Origin of the sequence: Arthrobacter sp. NicSoilB11 (assembly GCF_019977375.1) — a bacterium.
Classification (GTDB): domain Bacteria; phylum Actinomycetota; class Actinomycetes; order Actinomycetales; family Micrococcaceae; genus Arthrobacter.
Genome location: NZ_AP024657.1, coordinates 4,214,583 through 4,233,917, shown reverse-complemented (window position 1 = coordinate 4,233,917; position 19,335 = coordinate 4,214,583). Strand labels below are relative to the sequence as shown.

General features: G+C 66.6%; 19 protein-coding genes. 4 read left to right on the top strand and 15 right to left on the bottom strand.

Going from position 1 to position 19,335, the window contains the following annotated elements; translation table 11 throughout:
* Positions 1-22: 22 nt before the first annotated feature.
* Positions 23-1,876 (top strand): gamma-glutamyltransferase, encoded by a 1,854-nt coding sequence (gene ggt, locus LDO14_RS19675; protein ID WP_223993057.1) that lies wholly within the window; start codon positions 23-25, stop codon positions 1,874-1,876.
* A gap of 82 nt (positions 1,877-1,958) precedes the next feature.
* Here the strand turns inward: ggt and LDO14_RS19670 are convergent, their stop codons facing one another.
* The 8 genes from LDO14_RS19670 to LDO14_RS19635 form a co-directional block, all read right to left on the bottom strand.
* Positions 1,959-3,473 (bottom strand): amino acid permease, encoded by a 1,515-nt coding sequence (locus LDO14_RS19670; protein WP_134164919.1) that lies wholly within the window; start codon positions 3,471-3,473, stop codon positions 1,959-1,961.
* 27 nt (positions 3,474-3,500) lie between these two features.
* On the bottom strand, positions 3,501-4,916 hold the full coding sequence (locus LDO14_RS19665) for an aspartate ammonia-lyase (RefSeq protein ID WP_056391096.1): 1,416 nt from the start codon (positions 4,914-4,916) through the stop codon (positions 3,501-3,503).
* Positions 4,917-4,956: 40 nt separating this feature from the next.
* Positions 4,957-5,997: an asparaginase gene (locus LDO14_RS19660; RefSeq protein WP_056391098.1), complete on the bottom strand. Its 1,041-nt coding sequence runs from the start codon at positions 5,995-5,997 to the stop codon at positions 4,957-4,959.
* Positions 5,998-6,027: 30 nt separating this feature from the next.
* On the bottom strand, positions 6,028-6,735 hold the full coding sequence (locus tag LDO14_RS19655) for a FadR/GntR family transcriptional regulator (protein ID WP_223993055.1): 708 nt from the start codon (positions 6,733-6,735) through the stop codon (positions 6,028-6,030).
* A 42-nt stretch (positions 6,736-6,777) separates the two neighbouring features.
* A complete protein-coding gene (locus LDO14_RS19650) occupies positions 6,778-7,413 on the bottom strand; it encodes a DedA family protein (protein WP_056391101.1) in 636 nt (211 codons plus the stop codon).
* Between the two features lie 9 nt (positions 7,414-7,422).
* The gene (locus LDO14_RS19645; RefSeq protein ID WP_223993053.1) at positions 7,423-8,178 is read right to left on the bottom strand and encodes a phosphatase PAP2 family protein; all 756 of its coding nucleotides are present in this window, start codon (positions 8,176-8,178) and stop codon (positions 7,423-7,425) included.
* An 83-nt stretch (positions 8,179-8,261) separates the two neighbouring features.
* Positions 8,262-8,879 carry a uracil-DNA glycosylase gene (locus LDO14_RS19640; RefSeq protein ID WP_018771934.1) on the bottom strand — a complete coding sequence of 206 codons (618 nt, stop codon included), beginning with the start codon at positions 8,877-8,879 and terminating at the stop codon, positions 8,262-8,264.
* Between the two features lie 130 nt (positions 8,880-9,009).
* Positions 9,010-10,320: an HNH endonuclease signature motif containing protein gene (locus LDO14_RS19635; protein WP_223995321.1), complete on the bottom strand. Its 1,311-nt coding sequence runs from the start codon at positions 10,318-10,320 to the stop codon at positions 9,010-9,012.
* A gap of 243 nt (positions 10,321-10,563) precedes the next feature.
* On the opposite strand from LDO14_RS19635, the gene LDO14_RS19630 reads away from it, so the two are divergent.
* On the top strand, positions 10,564-11,076 hold the full coding sequence (locus LDO14_RS19630; RefSeq protein WP_134164923.1) for a hypothetical protein: 513 nt from the start codon (positions 10,564-10,566) through the stop codon (positions 11,074-11,076).
* Positions 11,077-11,093: 17 nt separating this feature from the next.
* On the opposite strand, the gene LDO14_RS19625 is transcribed toward LDO14_RS19630, so the two are convergent.
* On the bottom strand, positions 11,094-11,477 hold the full coding sequence (locus LDO14_RS19625; protein ID WP_018771931.1) for an RNA-binding S4 domain-containing protein: 384 nt from the start codon (positions 11,475-11,477) through the stop codon (positions 11,094-11,096).
* Positions 11,478-11,631: 154 nt separating this feature from the next.
* Between LDO14_RS19625 and LDO14_RS19620 the strand changes: the two genes are divergently transcribed.
* Entirely contained in the window at positions 11,632-11,988 is a 357-nt protein-coding gene (locus tag LDO14_RS19620) for a hypothetical protein (RefSeq protein WP_223993052.1), read from the top strand.
* Positions 11,989-12,028: 40 nt separating this feature from the next.
* On the opposite strand, the gene LDO14_RS19615 is transcribed toward LDO14_RS19620, so the two are convergent.
* The 4 genes from LDO14_RS19615 to LDO14_RS19600 all read right to left on the bottom strand — a co-directional run bounded on the left by LDO14_RS19615 (position 12,029) and on the right by LDO14_RS19600 (position 15,862).
* Positions 12,029-13,162 carry a sulfite oxidase gene (locus LDO14_RS19615; RefSeq protein ID WP_043425625.1) on the bottom strand — a complete coding sequence of 378 codons (1,134 nt, stop codon included), beginning with the start codon at positions 13,160-13,162 and terminating at the stop codon, positions 12,029-12,031.
* Between the two features lie 105 nt (positions 13,163-13,267).
* Complete coding sequence (locus tag LDO14_RS19610; protein WP_263422511.1) at positions 13,268-14,065, bottom strand: SDR family oxidoreductase; 798 nt, start codon at positions 14,063-14,065, stop codon at positions 13,268-13,270.
* A 78-nt stretch (positions 14,066-14,143) separates the two neighbouring features.
* Positions 14,144-15,148: an aldo/keto reductase family protein gene (locus tag LDO14_RS19605; RefSeq protein WP_223993043.1), complete on the bottom strand. Its 1,005-nt coding sequence runs from the start codon at positions 15,146-15,148 to the stop codon at positions 14,144-14,146.
* 54 nt (positions 15,149-15,202) lie between these two features.
* Entirely contained in the window at positions 15,203-15,862 is a 660-nt protein-coding gene (locus tag LDO14_RS19600; RefSeq protein WP_223993041.1) for a hypothetical protein, read from the bottom strand.
* A 162-nt stretch (positions 15,863-16,024) separates the two neighbouring features.
* On the opposite strand from LDO14_RS19600, the gene LDO14_RS19595 reads away from it, so the two are divergent.
* The gene (locus LDO14_RS19595; protein ID WP_223993039.1) at positions 16,025-16,423 is read left to right on the top strand and encodes a YchJ family protein; all 399 of its coding nucleotides are present in this window, start codon (positions 16,025-16,027) and stop codon (positions 16,421-16,423) included.
* Here the strand turns inward: LDO14_RS19595 and LDO14_RS19590 are convergent, their stop codons facing one another.
* Both LDO14_RS19590 and LDO14_RS19585 read right to left on the bottom strand, forming a co-directional pair.
* The gene (locus LDO14_RS19590) at positions 16,424-17,257 is read right to left on the bottom strand and encodes a TIGR04086 family membrane protein (protein ID WP_223993038.1); all 834 of its coding nucleotides are present in this window, start codon (positions 17,255-17,257) and stop codon (positions 16,424-16,426) included.
* Between the two features lie 64 nt (positions 17,258-17,321).
* On the bottom strand, positions 17,322-19,322 hold the full coding sequence (locus LDO14_RS19585) for an acyl-CoA dehydrogenase family protein (RefSeq protein ID WP_223993028.1): 2,001 nt from the start codon (positions 19,320-19,322) through the stop codon (positions 17,322-17,324).
* Positions 19,323-19,335: the final 13 nt, after the last annotated feature.

The following is a 19,335-nucleotide window of genomic DNA, read 5'->3' as shown; positions in this document are numbered from 1 at the left end:
AAATCCCCAATTAGGAGCCACCATGCCACATTATGGAGGCCGGCTCGCAGCTGTTACTGCAGCGCTGGCTATGTGCGTTACCACCGGGGCCATCAGTCCTGCTTTTGCCACCAACCAACACGGCGCCGATGAACGGCACACGGACAAGAATCCCACCGCCACCGGTTACGGCGGTGCCGTCAGTACCGTGGACCCGGAAGCTTCAGCGGCGGCCATTGACGTCCTCCGTCACGGAGGCAACGCTGTGGACGCCGCCGTGGCTGCTGCGGCCACCCTTGGCGTCACCGAACCCTACAGCGCCGGCATTGGCGGCGGCGGTTATTTCGTTTACTACGACGCGAAGTCCGGAAAGGTCAGCACCATTGACGGCCGCGAGACGGCTCCGGCGGGGATTACCCATGATGCGTTCATCGATCCGGCCACCGGCAAGCCCTACCCGTTCACTCCCGAGCTTGTCACCAGTGGCGTCTCGGTGGGTGTTCCGGGGACGCCTGCCACCTGGGAGCGCGCGCTGGAGCGCTGGGGAAAGTTCAGCCTGAAGAAGGCGCTGGAACCCGCCATCGAGGTGGCGGACCGCGGGTTCGTGGTGGACGAGACGTTCCGGAGCCAGACGGCGGACAACCAGAAACGGTTCGAAGCCTTCACCTCAACCAAGGACCTGTACCTGCATAACGGGAAGCTCCCGGAGGTGGGCTCGGTCTTCAAGAACCCTGACCTCGCCGACACCTACCGGCTGCTGGCAGACAAGGGCATGGACGCGTTCTACGACGGAGCGTTGGCCAAGGAGATCGCCAAGACCGTACAGAACCCGCCCAAGTCTCCGGACACCAAGCTTCCTGTGCCCAAAGGCTCCATGACCGAGGAGGACCTGGAGCACTACAAGGCCCTGGACCAGGACCCCACCCACGTGAACTACCGTGGCTATGACGTCTACGGCATGGCACCCTCCAGCAGTGGCGGCACCACCGTGGGTGAGTCGCTGAACATCCTGGACGTGTTCAACCTCCCGTCCCTCAAGGCTGACCAGCCCGCCGTGCTGCACCACTACCTGGAGGCCAGCGCCCTGGCTTTCGCGGACCGTGCCAAGTACGTGGGGGACCCCGCGTTCGTGAAGGTGCCCACCAAGGCGCTGACCGATCCCATCTTCGGCAAGGAGCGTGCCTGCGAGCTTGATCCCATGCACGCGGCTATTAAGCCCTTGAAGACCGCAGGCGATGTCACCTCCTATGACGGCACCTGCCCGGTCAAACCGGCTGCGCTCGCTGATGAGAAGGACACGGAAAACATCTCCACCACCAACATGACCGTCTCGGACAAGTGGGGCAACGTCGTCGAGTACACGCTGACCATCGAGCAGACCGGCGGCTCCGGCATGGTGGTTCCCGGCCGCGGGTTCCTGCTCAACAACGAGCTGACCGACTTCTCCACGGTCTATGACCCTGCCGACCCCAACCGGATCGAGCCGGGCAAGCGGCCGCGGTCGTCCATGTCGCCCACCATCCTGCTGGAGGACGGCAAGCCGTTCCTGGCCCTGGGCTCCCCGGGCGGCTCCACCATCATCACCACGGTGCTGCAGACGCTGGTCAACCGCATCGACCTGGGCATGAGCATCCCGGACGCCATCGCCGCTCCCCGTGCTTCACAGCGGAACACCAAGGCCGTCACTGCTGAGCCGGCGTTCATCGACAAGTACGGCGCAGCACTGACGTCGCGCTTCGGGCACACCCTGACCCCATCGGGCGACTCGTTCTCCTCCGCCTCGGAGATCGGGGCGGCCACCGCCATCGAATTCCTGGAGGACGGCCGGACACTAGCGGCAGCCGAGCCGGTCAGGCGCGGCGGCGGATCGGCCATGGTGGTCAAACCGTCAAAGTAGAAGAGCCACTGCCTTAAACGCCCGACGGCGGCACCCGGCTCCTGGATTTCCAGGACCTGGGTGCCGCCGTCGTTCAGGGCAGCTACTTTTTGAAGGTCTCCGCCGGGGCATTGGCAACCACCGGCGACATGCCGGTGTAGCCGTCGCGGGTTTCGGCGATTTGGCGGATGCGGGTGCGGCAGGCGTACCAGCCGGCGACCATGAGGATGGAGGCGATGGCGGTGACGAGCATGGTCAGGGGTGAGTCGATGAAGACCATGATGAGGACGCCGATGAGGAAGAGCAGGGAGAGGTAGCCGGTGTAGGGGGCGCCGAACATGCGGAAGGAGGGGCGGGTGACCCAGCCTTTGTCGGCCCAGCGTTTGAGTTGGATTTGGCACAGGACGATGGTGGCCCAGGTCATGATGATGCCCACGGAGGCGATGTTCAGGACGATTTCGAAGGCTTCGGCGGGGACGAGGTAGTTCAGGGGGACGCCGAGGAGGGAGACGGTGGCGGTGATGGCGATGCCGCCGTAGGGGACGCCTGCTTTGTTCATGCGGGAGGCGAAGCGGGGGGCGGAGCCGTTGACGGACATGGAGCGCAGGATCCGGCCGGTGGAGTAGAGTCCGGCGTTCAGGGAGGACAGGGCGGCGGTGAGGACGACGAGGTTCATGATGACGTCTACGCCCTGGACGCCGATGGAGCCGAAGAAGGTCACGAAGGGGCTGACGCCTTTTTGGTAGGAGGTGAAGGGCAGCAGCAGGGCCAGGAGGATCACGGAGCCGACGTAGAACACGGCGATGCGGAAGACCACGGAGTTGATGGCCTTGGGCATGATTTTTTCGGGGTTTTCGGTTTCGCCGGCGGCGGTGCCGACGAGTTCGATGGAGGCGTAGGCGAACAGGACGCCCTGCATGAGGATGATCATGGGCAGCAGGCCGTTGGGGAAGATCCCGCCGTTATCGGACAGGAGGCTGATGCCGACCTGCTGGCCGTCCACGGGGGTGCCGAAGATGACGAAGTAGGTGCCGATGATGAGGAACGCGACCAGGGCGGCGACCTTGATCAGGGCGAACCAGAATTCCATTTCGCCGAAGACCTTGACCGAGACCAGGTTCAGGGCCAGGACGACGATGAGGGCGGTCAGTGCCCAGGCCCACTGGGGGACGTCGGCCATCCAAGGGATGTAGTTGCCGAAGAAGTGCATGTAGAGGGCGGCGGCGGTGATGTCCACGATGGTGGTGGTGGCCCAGTTGATCCAGTAGAACCAGCCGGAGACGAACGCGGCTTTTTCGCCGAAGAATTCGCGGGCGTAGGAGACGAACGAGCCCGAGGAGGGCCGGTGCAGGACCAGTTCGCCCAGGGCGCGCAGGATCAGGAACGCGAAGAACCCGCAGACCGCGTAGGCGATGACCAGGGACGGGCCCGCGGCGTTGAGCCGGCCGCCGGCGCCCAGGAACAGGCCGGTGCCGATCGCGCCGCCGATCGCGATCATCTGGATCTGCCGGGGCTTGAGGTTCTTGTGGTAACCCTTGTCCTCCGCGTGCAGGGAGGTCTCGGACGCATGCGCGTGACCACCATCAATCAGGTGGTCGGGAAGGGGAGTATTTGTCATTGGTGTGTCCTTCGGAGCAGGTGGGGACTACTTGCTGAGGTTTGCCAGGCGTTCGGGGCTCAGGAGTTCCTGGAGCTGGGCGTCGGTGAGGAGCCCGTGTTCCAGGACCAGTTCAGCCACGCCCTTGCCGGTGGCAAGCGCCTCCTGCGCGATGGCGGTGGCGGTGGCGTAGCCGAGGTGGGGATTCAATGCGGTGACCAGGCCGATTGACTGCTCCACGGTGCGGCGCAGGTGCTCGGTGTTGGCGGTGATGCCACGGATGCAGCGGGCCGTAAGGGTGCGGCATGCTGCTTCCAGGTGGGAGATGCTCTTGTGGAGGCTGTGGACGATGATCGGTTCGAAGGCGTTGAGCTGCAGCTGCCCGGCCTCGGCGGCCATGGTGATGGTGACATCGTTGCCGATCACCTCGTAGGCCACCTGGGAGACCACTTCCGGGATGACCGGGTTGATCTTGCCGGGCATGATGGACGATCCGGACTGGACGGCCGGCAGGTTGATCTCGCCGAAGCCGGCGCGGGGGCCTGAGGAGAGCAGGCGGAGGTCGTTGCAGATCTTGGACAGCTTGACCGCCACACGCTTCAGCACGCCGGACAGGTGCACAAAAGCGCCCACGTCCTGGGTGGCTTCAATGAGGTCGACGGCGGTCACCAGCGGCAGTCCGGTGACCTCCGCAAGGTGCCGGCAGGCCGTTGCGGCGTAACCGGCCGGGGCATTCAGGCCGGTGCCGATGGCGGTGGCCCCGAGGTTGATCTCGTGGATCAGCAGCTCTGCCTCCGCCAGGCGCAGCCGGTCCTCGCCGATGGTGACGGCGTAGCTGCCGAACTCCTGGCCCAGGGTCATGGGGACGGCGTCCTGCAGTTGGGTGCGGCCCATCTTGACCACGGTGCGGAATTCCATGGCCTTGGCAGCGCAGGCATCCTCGAGTTCTTCGAGTGCAGCCAGCAGCTCCCTCGCGGCGAAGATGGTGCCCAGCTTCACGGCCGTGGGGTACACGTCATTGGTGGACTGGCTGAGGTTGACGTGGTCGTTCGGGTGCAGCCGCGCGTAGTCACCCTTGGGGTGGCCAAGGATTTCCAGCGCCCGGTTGGCGATGACCTCATTGGCGTTCATGTTCGACGACGTCCCGGCACCGCCCTGCACCACGTCCACCACGAACTGGTCGGCAAGCCGTCCGGCCAGGACGTCCTGGCATGCCTGTTCGATGGCGTCGGCGCGTTCGGCGTCCAGCAGGCCAAGTTCGCGGTTGGTGCGGGCGGCGGCCAGTTTCACGGCGGCAAGCCCGCGGACCAGGTGCATGTTGGAGGACAGCTTCTGGCCGGTGATCGGGAAGTTCTCTACCGCGCGGAGCGTGTGCACGCCCCAGTAGGCGTGGGCCGGTACGTCGCGGTCGCCGAGCAGGTCGTGCTCGGACCGGACGTCTGCGGTGGTTTGGGTGATGGTCATGGGGTCCTTACGGGGCGTCGTTGTCGGGTTCGGACGGTGGTTATGCGGAAACAGGGGCAAGAAAATCGGTGGCCAACAGCCGGCCCACCTGGTGGCCGCCGCCCAGCACGGGTGCGGTGGCGATACCGGTGAGCGGTTCGATGTCCACGCCCAGCGCATCCAGCAGGCGGACGGTGGCGGGCATCCGGGCGCGGTCGCCGCCGTCGGAAATTTTTACACCCACGGCGCTGCCGTCGGCCAGGCCCACCAGCTGCACGCCCTCAAAACCGTCCTTGGCCACGGCGCCGGGCAGCAGGCGCATCAGTTCGGTGACGTCGCGGCCTTCCCCGGCCACCATGTGCGGGTGCTGCTGCATGGCCAGCCCGACGGCGGCCTCCGCACTTCCCGAATCCAAGGCGTCATTGTGCGCGGCCGCTTGGGCGATCCGGCCAAAGGCGCGGGCCATGCCGCGCAGGCTCAGGGCAAACAACGGGGTCCCGCAGCCATCGGTGCTCGCCGCGGCCGGCTCCTCGCCGGTCAGGTCGGTGACGGTCTGCGCAACGAGCTGCTGCAGCGGGTGGGCGGGATCCAGGTAGCCCTGCACGGACCAGCCGTTGATGGCGCAGGTGGCGGCCATGGCGGCGTGTTTCCCGGAGCAGTTCTGGGTGATCCGGGTGGCGTTTCCGCCGTTCCGCAGCCAGTCCTCACGCTCGGTGGTGCCGTAGGGAAGGTCGGTGCTGTTTTCCAGGTCGGTGGGGGCGAGTCCGTGCAGTTCCAGGATGCGCAGGGCGCCGTCCCGGTGGACTGCGGCACCCGAATGGCTTGCGGCGGCCAATGCCAGGAGGTCTGCGGGGAGTTCAAGGCCGGCGCGGACCAGGGCGACTGCCTGGAGGGGCTTGAGCGCAGAGCGGGGGTAGAAGGGAGTCTGGGGATCCCCAGCGGCTGCCGCCACTGAACCGTCAGCCGCAAGGGCGATCGCCGAGCCGTAGTGGACACTTTCCACCAGGCCGTCACGGGTGGCGGCCACCAGCGGGACGTGCTGCGGCAGGGCCAGCTGGGCCGGGGCAGCGGTGTGGGCAGCAGAAAACACGGGGGATGGCATGGAGTCCTAGGAAGGTTTGGTTGGATACGGCTAGTTGTTAAGGATGGAGTCCAGGGCCACGCCCACGGCTTCCAGGTGGTGGGCCATGGCGGCGCGGGCGTTTTCCGCCGAGCCGACCTCGATGGCAGCGAGGATCTGCTGGTGCTCAATATCGGAGGCATGCTGGCGGTCTGCCACCATGTTCAGGGTCTCGGACTGGTGCGCCAGAGCGTCGCGGATGTCAGCCACGACGCTGGCAAACACTTTGTTGCCGCTGGCGCGTGCGATGGCGGCGTGGAAGCTGGAGTCCAGGGCCACCCAGGATTCCGGATCGGTTTCCGTGGCCATGGCGGCAACGATCCCGCGGAGGACGTCGAGCTCCTCCGGAGTGCGGCGTTCCGCTGCCAGGCCTGCAGCCGGGACCTCGATGTGCGGACGCGCTTCGGTCAGGTCCCGCGCCGAGTATTGCCCCAGCATGAGGTCGTTGGCCACCTTGCTGGCAATGACGAACGTGCCCTTGCCGGTCCTGGTGACCGTGAGCCCCAGCGCGGTGCAGGAGCGGAGGGCTTCCCGGATTACCGATCGGCTGACTCCGTACTGCTGCGAGAGGGTTGCCTCCGAGCTGAGCTTGCTTCCCACCGGAAGCGCGCCGGACTCGATGTCCTCACGGATGGCGTTGAACACCGCCTCGGCAGCGCTCAGCCGGGCAAGGGGGCGGAATGCAGGCTGTCCTGCTGTCCGGCTGTCTGACAGGTTCACGCCTTAAATATGGCACTGGTCACAGTTGCTGTCAAGCTCTCCCTAGTCCTGCCGCCGGCTGGCCGCACGCCGCCGGTCGTGCCGCCGTCGTGACCGGACGTGCCAGACGATGAGCCCTGCCACCGCCACGATCGCTATGACGACGGCGAGATCCCGGCCCACTGCCTGGGCAACGGCTTCGTAGGAGTTGCCCGCGAGGAAACCCAGCAGGACGAAGCCGATGCCCCACACCATGCCGCCCACCGCGTTGTAGGCAAGGAACCGGCCATAGGGCATCCGGGACGTGCCCGCGAGGGCGGGCATGACGGCCCGGAAGAAGGCGGTGAAGCGGCCCAGGAAGACTGCCGAACCGCCCTTGCGGCGGAGGAATTCCTGCGCGTTCTCCAACCTCCCGGCGTGGCGGCGCAGCATTCTTGCCTTCATGATGCGCGTGCCCAGATGTTTGCCCACTTCGTAGCCCACGCTGTCGCCGATGATGGCGGCAGCGACCACCAGGGCCATCATCGCGCCCAGCTGCACTTCACCGCGGCTGGCCACTACTCCACCCAGGACGGCCGCTGTCTCACCTGGAACCACGAAGCCCACAAACAATGCGTCCTCGGCAAATACCAGGCAGAAGACGGCAATATATGCCACAAGCGGGCTGACGTTCAGGAGGCCGTCGATGAAGCCCGTCATGGCTGCTGGTCAGCCTTGCGGGGCCGGGACGGGGCCGAGCTTTGCCAGGAACGGGACCCGGGCCAGCAGTGACAGCCCAAAGCGGTTCCACAGGCCGGTCAGGAACGCGGCTCCGGTAGCTGCGGTAAGGAAGGATGCCGTGACGTCGGTGGGGTAGTGCACGCCGAGGTAAACACGGGAGAAGGCCACGAGGACCGCCACGGCGATTCCGAGGACGGCAGCCGGCCGCTGCCACCTGGTGCCGCGGGCCAGCAGGAAGACGGCAATGGCCAGCGCGGAAGCCAGCGCCACATGCCCGCTGGGGAAGCTGTCCGTTCCCGGCTCCGGGATGAGCGGGTTGTACAGGGCTGTCGAGTCCGGGCGGTGCCGGGCCACCAGCACCTTGAACAATTCGCTGCTCACCCAGGCGCCGGCCGCAACCAGGCCCGTGGCGACGGCGTTAACGGGGCTGCGGCGGACCAGCAGCAGATAGAGGCACAGGGCTGCGATCATCAGCACCCCGCCCGCCGGGCTGAACACCACATTGATGAACATCGCCATGCCGGTCAGGGGTGCGGTGTGGTCATGGCTCAGCTCGGCGTCCACGGACATGTCCGCTGACGTCAATGCCGGGCTGAACCTCAGCGCCAGTCCGCCTGCCACAATCAGGACTGCTGCGATGACGGGCACGGCAATCCAGTGCCGAAGCTGGGGGAGCACGGCCATGCGGATGGCTGCAGCCTCCGCTGGAGGTCCTGCCTCATGGGAACGGTCGGGGTGGGACATCAAGGTCAGCCTGGTTCTCTCGCCGGTCAGGGTACCTACGAGTATGCGCCTGCGCGGCTGGAAGAAAGCTGGGAAACCGTCCGCTAAAGGTGCTGGATGCCTGCCCGCTGCATGGCATCACGGTAGGTGTCCACGCTCTTGGCCAGCAGTTCTTCCTGCTTGGCTTCGGAAACAGCAAAGGCCCTGCCGCCGAGGGCAGAGGCCTTGTAGATTTTGATGCCGGCGTTCTTCAGCGATGAATGGTAGGTCTTCTCGAACAGGGTCAGGAACGTGGAGGCGTCCGTGCCGTGCGCGATGATCGCCGAAACGCGGGAATTGATTTTGAGGAACTGCCGGAAAGGACGCAGGCCGTCGGTCTTTTCCTGGACACTCAGGGCCGATGGGCTGCCACTCTCGCGGACCCACGGGTAGGCGTTCCACGGCATGACGTAGCGCGGATCCAGTTCAGCGAGCTCGTAGATCTGGGTGGCTCGGCGGGCCGCTTCGTCGTCGTTGTTGTGGGAGACGAATCCGGACTCCGTCCCCTTGCCGGGGCTCGCCTGAAGGCTGATGATCCTGCACTCGTCTTCGTCGTGGACGGGGTCGATATAGGGGACGACGGAACCGGGCTTCTTTTCCATCAGCTCATCGCAAAGCTGGGTTACCTTCGCGATATTTGGTTCCTGTAGCAGGGCCTTTTTTTCGTCCCAATCAATCGTCACGATTTCTCCCTTTGCAGCGAGGCGTCCAGAATCAGGCGTCCTATGCCACTCTACGCTTTTGCGGGGAGGGGTGGGCACACCAAATTTGGGCCGACCGGGCTGTGGGAGTAAATGACGACGTCAGGGGGCCTCATGCGCGAACGCCAGCCACTCTTCGTGGGAGTTGCGTGATCGTGCTCCTGCCGGCGGGCGAGCAGGGGTGTGGCGTTCCGGGTGGTGGTGGTGCGGTGGAATGGGGTGCGGTGGAATGGTAGGTGTGGCCGGTGGGGGTGGTGGTTGCCACTGTATGCCGCGGGCCGGGCACCTGTTGGGCGGTCCAGCCGGGGGTTTCCTTGGTGTGGTTGCAGGCTTCGCAGAGGCCCTGGCCGTTGCCGGCGCTCGTGGAGCCGCCATCGTGCCAGGCGGCGATGTGGTCGTGGTGCCGGATCGGGGCGTCGCAGTACGGGGTGCGGCAGGTATCGTCCCGGATCTGCAGGAAGCGTTTCAACCCCGCCGGGAACAGCCGGGCCCTGGAATCCATGCCCACCAGATCCCCGCTGCCGGGGGCGGTGTAAAGCCGGCGGACCCACAGGCTGGGTTCGGTGTGGCCGGCGCCGGTGAGGGCGATGTTCCGGGCCCAGGCGGCGGGGATGGTGCCGTAGCCGGGGAGCCGTGCGGGTTCGGCATCACCCTTGAGGAAGGTCCGGTCGGTCATCACGAGCTGGATCTCGACCCCGCTGACGCCTCCAGGGGTCCCGGTGACGCGTTCGACGAGGGCGTCAGCCATGACCTGCCCCCGGGAGCGCCCATCCCCGGCCGAACGCACCGTATCCGCCTCGCGGGACAACGCGGCGTAGGCGGCCACGGCCTGGGCGACGGGCAGCAGCGCGGTCAGGTAGGCCATGGTGTCCGGGGCCGGCCGCAGGCTCACCGTCCGTTCCGTGACCGCACGGGCGGCCCGTTTGGCGACCGCTGCCGGGTCCCGCCGGTACGCGGCGGCCCGGACCGCGGCAATGATGGCCTTGTCGCCGGCGCCGTCCAGGGTGCCGGTGTCGGCGGCGAGTGCCTCATCCACCCCGGCCCGGTCCTCCGCTGACAGACAGATGGTTTCCTTCACGATGAGGGTTGCCCGCCATTCATTCAGCCGGCCCGCCCGGAACGCCGCGAACGTGCGCGGCATCCCGGGAAGGGTTCTGGCCAGGCCGAGCAACCGGGACCCCCTGGCCGGGGATTCCCGCCGGGCCAACGCGAGCTGCGCCGCGACCCCGGCACCCTGCTCATGAGCCGGGACCCAGGCGGCGGCCTGCTCACCCCGCTGCTGTAGATCAAACGCCACCGCGGTATCGGCCTGACGGGCACCGGCAAGGCACTTCAAATCCTCCAGCCCACGCATCTGGTCGATCATCCCCGCGCTGTCGGCAGCCAGCGGAACAGAAGCGAGCAGCTTCAAGACATCACCAATCGAAGGCGCAGCAGGCGGGAACGGAAGCCCATCCTTGACACCCGTAACAGCAAACGTGCGATGCGGCGGACCAGCAGCCAACAGCCCCCGAGGCTCCGCCCCAAGCACTGCCGCCATCCCACCAACCGCTTCCATGACCAAAGTCTTCCACCAGGGTCCGACAACGACAGCCACCCAAAAGCCCTATGTGGAAAACGGCAGGCTGCAACAGTGAGGGTCCGAGGACATGCTGTTCAATGGATTATGCAGTTCACCAGGAAGGGCCTGAAGGCCGAAGGTTTCGCTGGCTTCCGGCCCATCCAGGATCTCGAGACCATGAGGATCCCGCAGGCAACAGGCCTCTTCACCGTCGTGGCTCCGGAAGGTTTCCAGCCGCGCTTCCTCACGAAAAGCACAGCAGGAGTCTTCAAGAAGAAGGAACCGTCCCTCTCTGCCGCCGCTCTGACCGCCGAGTGGGTAGAGGGCGCCGTCGTTCTCTATGTCGGAAAGGCCGGGCCGGGAAGCAAAGGTAACCGGGGGCTGCGACGTCAGATCCAGGAGTTTGTGGACTTCGGGCAAGGAAAGCCCCCCGGGCACTGGGATGGGCGGGCGATCTGGCAGCTGGCCAATGCTGGATCACTGGCCATTGCGTGGAAAGAACTCCCGGCGGAACAACTGAATGACGCAGAAGCGGCCTGCCATTCAGCTTTCGTGGCGGAATTCGGCCGGTTGCCGTTCGCTAACCTCGTGCAGGCGCGCACCAAGTCTGGCGGTTGACCTCTGCAGTACGCTCCTCACGCAGGGCCGCGCAAACGCTCCATCTCGCGACGGTCCTTCTTGGTGGGCCGCCCGGCGCCCCGGTCCCGTTGCGGCAGGCCAAGTGCCGGCAGGACAGGCCGCGGGGGAGTGTGGTCGGTAAAGCAGTGCGATGCCGCCTCGGCTCCCACACGTTTGGCGATCAGCCGCCGAACCTCCAGGATGCGCTCGTATCCCGGCATGCGGACGGTCACGGTATCACCGGTGACGAGGGTGGCTGATGCCTTGGAAGGGCTGCCGTTGAGGCGGACATGCCCGGCGCGGCAGGCTGCTGTGGCGGCGGACCGCGTCTTATAGGCGCGAATGGCCCACAGCCAGGCATCGATTCGGACACTGGCGGGGGAGGAGGGGAGGCTGGTCATGGTTGGCACCGAGTATAGCCGCGGCCGCGTCGTGCCGTCCCTCGCCTCGTGCAAGACTTGGAGCACCTGCCAGGAAGAGAGAAACGTGGAGCCCTACCGCCCTCACCAGCACCAGGACCCCAGAGCCTGTCCGGATTCATCACAAAGGCCTGCGTTGCCTGCATGGGCGGGGACGTTCCGGACGGTCCTGCTGGTCCTGGCCGCGATTTTGTTGCTGCTTCTGCTGCTCCTGCTCATGATGGGCACGTCAAGAGTCGGGGACATGTATGCCGGCGGCACTTCGGCAGTCCTGCAGGCGACCATCTGGATTGGATTGGCGCTGCCCGCCCTGGGCGTCCCGTACGTGGTGGCCAGCATTGCCTACGGAGCCTTGTGGACGGCAATGCTGCGGGGCAGGGGCTACCGCCGCTACCCGGCCACGACGTGGATGCTTGTGGCAGGGCCGATTGTTGTGGGACTCTCCATCACGGCCCTGGTCGCGCTGGTCATGGCACCGGCCAGCCTGCTGTGATGCCCGGTAACCCTGACCGGCCGTACCCATGCACGCAGGACTAATTTGACTCCACCGTCACGCTGACCCGCTGCACCATGTTGTTGCCCATCCCCTGGTAGTTCCAGTTCTGCTCCAGGGGCTGGGTGGCACCAGTGACGTCCGTGGCGCGGCAGGCCAGGACGTGCTCGCCGGGGTCGGCCACCCAGGGCAGGCTCCACCTCCGCCACGCGAATCCGCCGGACGGCTTGTCCAGATGGGCCGGCAGCCAGGTGCCGTCAATCCCCACCTCGACGGCGGTCACGGCGCCTTCCCCTGACCAGGCCCTGCCTTCCAGCATGACCGGGCCCGGGCGAAGGAACCGTTGCCGGGTGAAGAAGTCCGGAACGCCCGGCGGAACCATCAACGAACGCACCCTGATCCGCATGACCGGCCTGCCGGCGTCGTCCGCAGAACTCTGGTAGCGGTAGGCGGACTGCTGCTGGAACCCGGTGAACGGCGCCCGGACCACGTCGATGGACTGCAGCCACTTCACGCTGGCCATGCCGTACCAGCCCGGCACCACCAGCCGCAGCGGGTACCCATGCTGCGGCGGAAGGTCGGTGCCGTTCATCTTGTAGGCAAGAACGACGTCGGGACGCAGCGCTTCACGGATCGGCAGGCTCCGCGCGTACTGCTGGGGGACGCCGCCCTGAACCCCGGCATCGGCTCCGGTGAAGACCACCTCCACCGCGTCCGGCAGCACCCCCGCCTTGCCCAGGAGGTACGCCAGCGGCACCCCGGTCCAGTGCGCCGTGCCCACCGCCTCCAGCACCCAGGGCTGGCTCAGGGGCCGCGGTTCCAGGAGCGAGCGGCCGTTGCCCGCGCACTCGAGGGTGACCGGGACGGTGATGGCCGGATCCCTGCGAAGTGCCGCCATTCCCAGCTCCAGGGCACGTTCCACTGCGCCGCCGATCCGCAGATGCCAGGACGAAGCATCAAGGTCGGGAATGTCGAAGTGGGTCAACACGTAGTGAAGCCCCGGTGGCGTGACGTCGCGGCGGAGCGCCTCCAGCGGCAAGGAATGGTTCCGGGCGGCGAGCTGCAGCTCCTCACGCGTCAGTGGACCTGACACGGGCTGCGCGGCCGGGGACAGCACCGGCGCCTGCCCTGCCGCCGGCTCCTGGCCAATGGACTGCTGGTTGCTGTGATTCATGGCGGTGCGATTCTGCTTGGCGTAGTAACCCTGCTTGGCGGAGTAAAAGGTCCCCGCCACAGGTCTACGCCGGGTCCACCCGCCCGTCAACGCGTAAAACAGCCGCTACAGCACCGGCCGCGTCAGGAACTCGGCAAGGCTGATGGGGTCCTGGCCGGTCAGCCCGTGGATGTCCGGCGAGAGCCCCGCCATCTCACCGGCGGCCATCGCCGTGTAGGTGCTGACCCAGGCGTCCAGCTGCCACTGCGGCACACCGTAGGAGGCCCGGGACGCATAGGCTTCCTCCACCGTCTCGGGGTGGTAGCTGATGGTGCGCCCGGTCCCGGTGCTCAGCACCTCCGCCGCCTGTGCCAGGGTCAGTTCCTCCGGACCGGTCAGGTCATAGGTCTTGCCCTTGTGGATGGCCGGATCCCGCAGGACCGCATGGGCGCAGCGGGCAACATCCTCCCGGGCCACGCCCGAGAACACGCCGTCGCCGGCAGGCCCGCGGATCACGCCGTCCTCCCCGGCCAGCAGCGGCAGGAAGTCGAGGTAGAAGTTGTCCCGCAGGAAGGTGTATTGCAGCCCGGACGCCCTGATCCGCTCCTCCGTGGCGTGATGGTCCCTGGCCAGGGTGAAGGTGGCGTCCGGCGCGGCACGGTAAAAGGACGTGTACACCACGTGCTCCACGCCGGCATCAGCAGCGGCGTCCACAAATGCGTAGTGCTGCTGCAGCCTGTCTTCGGCCTCCGCGGCGGACACCATGAAGAGGATTTTCGCCCCCTCCAGGGCGCGCCGGGAGGCAGCGCCGTCCCCGTAGGAACACACCACGGGATGGGCGTCATCCAGCTGTGGCGCCCGTGCCGCATCGCGCACCAGCAGGCGCTGGGCGAAGCCGGAGGCGGCAAGCTGCCGCGCCAGCATTCCGCCCAGGCCTCCGGTGGCCCCGGTGACCGCAAGCTCCGGGAGCTCTGACGGGGACAGTTCCGACGGGGACGCCACTTACGCTTCCCGGGTGGCCGGCGACTTGGTCTGTGCGGGGTCCCGTTCAGCAAGGCCACCGACGGCGTCGTCGATCTTCTTGAGGACCTCCGCCTCCAGCTTCACGCCGGCTGCGCCCACGCTGTCGGCAATCTGCTCGGGCCGCGAGGCACCCACGATGGCTGACGCAACGTTGGGGTTCTGCAGCACCCATGCCACAGCCAGCTGCGGCATGGAGAGGCCCGCTTCCTGGGCGATCGGCTTCAGTTCCTGCACGGCTGCCAGGACGTCGTCGCGCATCCAGCGCTGGATCATCTTGGCGCCGCCCTTTTCATCCGTGGCGCGGCTGCCCTCCGGAGCGGGCTGGCCGGGCTGGTACTTGCCGCTGAGGACGCCCTGGGCCATGGGCGACCAGACAATCTGGGAGACCCCCAGTTCCTCCGACGCCGGGACCACCTCGGCTTCGATCACGCGCCACAGCATGGAGTACTGCGGCTGGTTGGAGATGAGCTGGAAGCCAAGCTCTTTGGACAGTTTGTGGCCCTCGCGGAGCTGGTCCGCGGTCCACTCGCTCACGCCGATGTACAGCGCCTTGCCCTGCCGGACGATGTCCGCGAAGGCCTGCATGGTTTCTTCCAGCGGCGTTTCGAAGTCATAGCGGTGGGCCTGGTAGAGGTCCACGTAGTCCGTTTGCAGCCTCCGCAGCGAGCCATTGATGGACTCCATGATGTGTTTGCGGGACAGGCCAAGATCGTTCTTGCCCTTGGGGCCGGTGGGGCCAAAGACTTTGGTGAAGATTTCCAGGGATTCGCGGCGCTCGTCCTTCAGGGCCCGGCCCAGGACGGTTTCCGCGGCTGTGTTGGCGTAGACGTCGGCGGTATCGAAGGTGCTGATGCCGGCGTCGAGGGCAGCCCGCACGCACTGGGTGGCAACGTCGTTTTCCACCTGCGAGCCGTGCGTCAGCCAGTTGCCGAACGTGATTTCCGAGACTTTGAAGCCGCTGTTTCCGAGGTATCTGAATTCCATATGTTCACGCTAACCCAGATGGTTGCTCAGGGTAAGGGCTTGGCCGTTTCTCCCTTACGGCTGGGGGCGCGGATTCTGCGCCTTCTCCTTGAGCACCTGCTGCGGGCCGGCTATGGAAACCAGGGACCCGGTATCCAGCGGCGCTACCGGATGAGGCGGCTGGGGCTTCTTGAAGGACCTGGGCAGCTCATGCGGCGGCCGGTGGTTGTGCAGGGCGGACTCCACCAGCGGGGCTACCTCGGACACCTTGTCGGCAGGGACGGCCGGGTCTGGAAGGTCCCGCACCGACAGTTTGATTTCGGGCGCCGCGGCGCGCGCCCTGGCCTGGGCGCGCTTGTCGGCCTCGGCGACCGCGGAGGCCCAGTCCTCAGCGAGGACCGGGGGTTCATGGCGGGCGGCAGCAAGCTTGGGATGGCGTTCGACGGCGGTGCGGAGCGACTTCTTCAGCCGGTCCGGCTTGAGTGCGGAGGCCCGAGCCCGGAGCGGCCTGCGGGCTTGGTCCGGATTCACGGGGGCGCCGGCGGTACCGGGAGAATCCCTCCTGCCGGGAACGCGCCCGAACAAGGCCATCAGCACAAGGGCGGCAAACCGGCCCAGGCCCGCGAGCACCAAGGTGATAACGCCCAGCAGGAAGAGGACCAGAAACATAAGGAGGGCAACGCCCACCGTGCCCAGGAATGTCAGGTTGAGGACGAGAGTGTCCGGGTTCTCCACGTCTTCTCTCCTCTCCAATCAACATCCTGGGCCGCCCCGGCACTCACGGCCGGCGGCAGGCTCCTTCTCCACCATACGGATTTTTATCAGGCGATGCCGCCGCCTGCCCGGCACGGTTCGAGGTTGTAGCGAAGCTGTTACCGGATATGGCAGCATCACCGGATGACCGAATCGATGGAGTCCGCGAACTGCACGTGCCTGTCCGGGGAGCCGTACGCCGAATGTTGCGGCAGGTTCCTTTCCGGCCGCGCATCTGCAGCCACTGCCGAACAGCTGATGCGGTCACGCTATAGTGCGTTCGTCCGGCTGGATGAGGACTACCTGCTGCGCACCCACCATCCGTCCACCGCGCCGGCCAGCCTGGACCTGGACACGGCCATGGAATGGCGCCGCCTGGACATTGTGTCCACCAGCAACGGCGGTCCCTTCGATTCCGAAGGGACCGTCGAATTCAAGGCCTACTACCGGCAGGGCCGGGAACGCGGGGTCCTGCACGAGAACAGCAGGTTTGTCCGGGAGGATGGCCGGTGGCTGTATGTGGACGGTGACATCCTCGCCTGACTACTCCCCGTCGTCGTAAAACTCGCTGTCCGGGGTGAATCCGGCGCGGTCGACCTTCCGGTGGAACCGCATGCCCGCCAGGCCGCCCAGCAGCGCGCCGACAAGGGCGACTGCCGCCACCACGATCGCGGCGATGATGCTGGTGGTGGTCAGCTGTCCCTCGTTGATTGGGATCCGCGGGAAGCTGTTCAGGTTGGCCAGGACGTTGAACTGTTGCCCGGCGACCAGGCCCAGGATGGCCACCACAACGGCTGCGATCAGCGCCCAGATCCAGACCATGAGTCCCTGCTTGAGGCCGTTGAAGCGGGCCATCCGCCCGGCCACGTAGCCGCCGCAGTAGTAGGAGAGGAAGAGGATCACCAGCAGCACGATGATGCCCACCAGGCCAACCGTGCCGCTGTTCTGCGCCGCCTGGTTCACGGCCTCGTTGACGTCGGTGTTGCTCGCCAGGCCCACGGCGGTTCCGGCGGCTGCCACCAGTGCGGTGAGGAGCACGGCCATCCCGGTGGCGGTCAGCCATCCGAAGAAGGCCGAGCCCACTTTGATGCCGCCAAACCGCTCCTTCTGGCGCGCGACGGCGGTTTCCCGGTTCGCAAGCGTTGGGTCTGCCACCGGTTCCACCACGGGTGTGGCCCTGGTGGGGGCAGGCTGGTATTCGCGCTCCGCGGCGGGGGCGCGGGTGTAGTCCCGCTCCCGCTGGCCGGCCGGCGCCTGGTCCATCGAGCGCGTGGCGGCATCGTCTGCGGCTGCCTCCCGGTAGCTTCCGCTGCGGGTGGTTTCGTCCTCCCGGGCACGCCGGGGAGGCAGGTTCTCTGGTTCCGTTGAGCTGCTCATGGCTCAACTCAACCACCCGCCCCGGGTGATAGCAAGCGTGCTTACTATTTTGTGACCTGCGGCTTTACCGGTATTTCCGGTGCAGGTCCTCCTTCCTGGATGGGCCCGGCGAGGCATCGGCGATCCACGGGCCGGTGCCTTCGGACTGGTCCAGGACCCCTGCCTCAAGCCATGGGTAGTCACCGGCGAGGACCTTCCGCGTCAACGCCCGGTCGGCATCGTCGGTGTTCCGCCACAGCTGGTCAAAGTACTCGTCCACCCGCACCCTGGCCTGCTCGCAGTAGGCGTCGGCAAGCTCGTAGGCGCCGGCAGCCTTTTCCGGGGCGGTTTTCAGCAGCATCTCTGCGCGGGAGCAGCATGCAGTCATGGCGAACAGTTCGGCGCCGATATCCACCACTCGGCCCAGGAACGCCTGCTTCCGCTCCAGCTTGGCCTGCCACCGGCCCATGCCATAGAAGGTCTGCCGGGCCAACCGGCGCGACGACCGTTCAACGAACCGGAGGTGTTTGGCCAGCCTGCCGAACTCCCCGTAGGAGCGGGGGTCCATGCCGGCGCCGGCCACCAGCTTGGGCAGCCACTTTGCATAGAAGCCGGAGGCGCCGACGGCGGCCTTCGCTTTGTCCGCCATGCTCGCATCCAGCGAAGCAAGGTCGCCGGCGGCAGCCAGGTGCGCATCCACCGCCTCGCGCGCAATCAGCAGCCGCATGATTTCGGAGGACCCCTCGAAGATCCGGTTGATCCGCATGTCCCGCAGCTGCTGCTCCGCCGCGACGGCACGTTCACCGCGCGCGGCCAGTGATTCAGCGGTCTCAAACCCCCGTCCGCCGCGGATCTGGACCAGTTCGTCCGCGATCCGGCAGCTGATTTCGGTGGCCCAGAGCTTTGCGAGCGCGGCCTCGATCCGGACATCCTTCTGCCCGGCATCGGCAAGTTCTGCGGAGAGTTCGAACACGGCATCCAGGGCAAAAGCCGTGGCCGCGATGAAGGCGATCTTCTTGCCGACTGCCTCATGTTCACCCACGGGCCTGCCCCACTGGGTGCGGGCGTTGGACCATTCACGGGCAATCTTCAGGCTCCAGCGCCCGGACGCCACGCACAGCGCCGGAAGCGCCAGGCGGCCGGTGTTGAGCGTGGTCAGCGCGATCTTCAGTCCCTGGCCCTCCCGGCCCAGCCGGTTGGCGGCCGGCACCCGCACCTGGTGGAACCGGGTAACCCCGTTCTCGATGCCGCGCAGGCCCATGAAGGCATTGCGGTTTTCCACCGTGATGCCCGGCGAGTCCATTTCCACCACGAACGCGCTGATGCCGCCCTTGTGCCTGGTGCCGTCCGGATCGGTGTGCGCCGGGACAACTGCCATGACCACCACCAGTTCCGCGATCACCCCGTTGGTGGTCCAAAGTTTCACGCCGTCCAAAAGGTACGCGTCGCCGTCGTCCGTGGGAGTTGCCGTGCTGCCCAGCCGGGCGGGATCGCTGCCCACGTCCGGTTCGGTGAGGAGGAAAGCAGTGACGGCGCCGGCAGCGCACCGCGGCAGGTACTCACGCTTCTGTTCGGGCGTGCCGAACACCTTGACCGGCTCGGGCACGCCGATGGACTGATGGGCGGAGATGAGGGCGCCCAGGCTGGGGTGCACGCTGCCCAGCAGGGCAAGGGCCCTGCCGTAATAGACCAGGGAGAGGCCCAGGCCGCCGTATTCCTCCGGGATTTTCATCCCGAAGACGCCCAGGGCTGCCAGGTCCTTGATGTATTCGTCCGGAATCTTCGCTTCCCGTTCAATGACCCGCCCGGACATGGTTTTGGCGAACTCCGTGAGGCGGGCCATGAATGCCTCGCCCTTGTCCACGGAAGCGGGGTCGGCAGCCGGCCAGGGATGGACCAGGCCCAGGTCGAAACTGCCCAAATAGAGGCCCTTGGCGAAGCTGGGACGGTCCCAGCCGGATTCACGGGCGGCTTCGGCAACGGCCCGGGCATCTTCGGCGGTGGCTCCGGCGCCGATGTTGCCGGCGGGGACGGGGGTTTCTTCAGCCGGGGCGTCTTTGGCCTGGCTGTCAGTTGCGGAGGTCATGGGTTATCTCCTT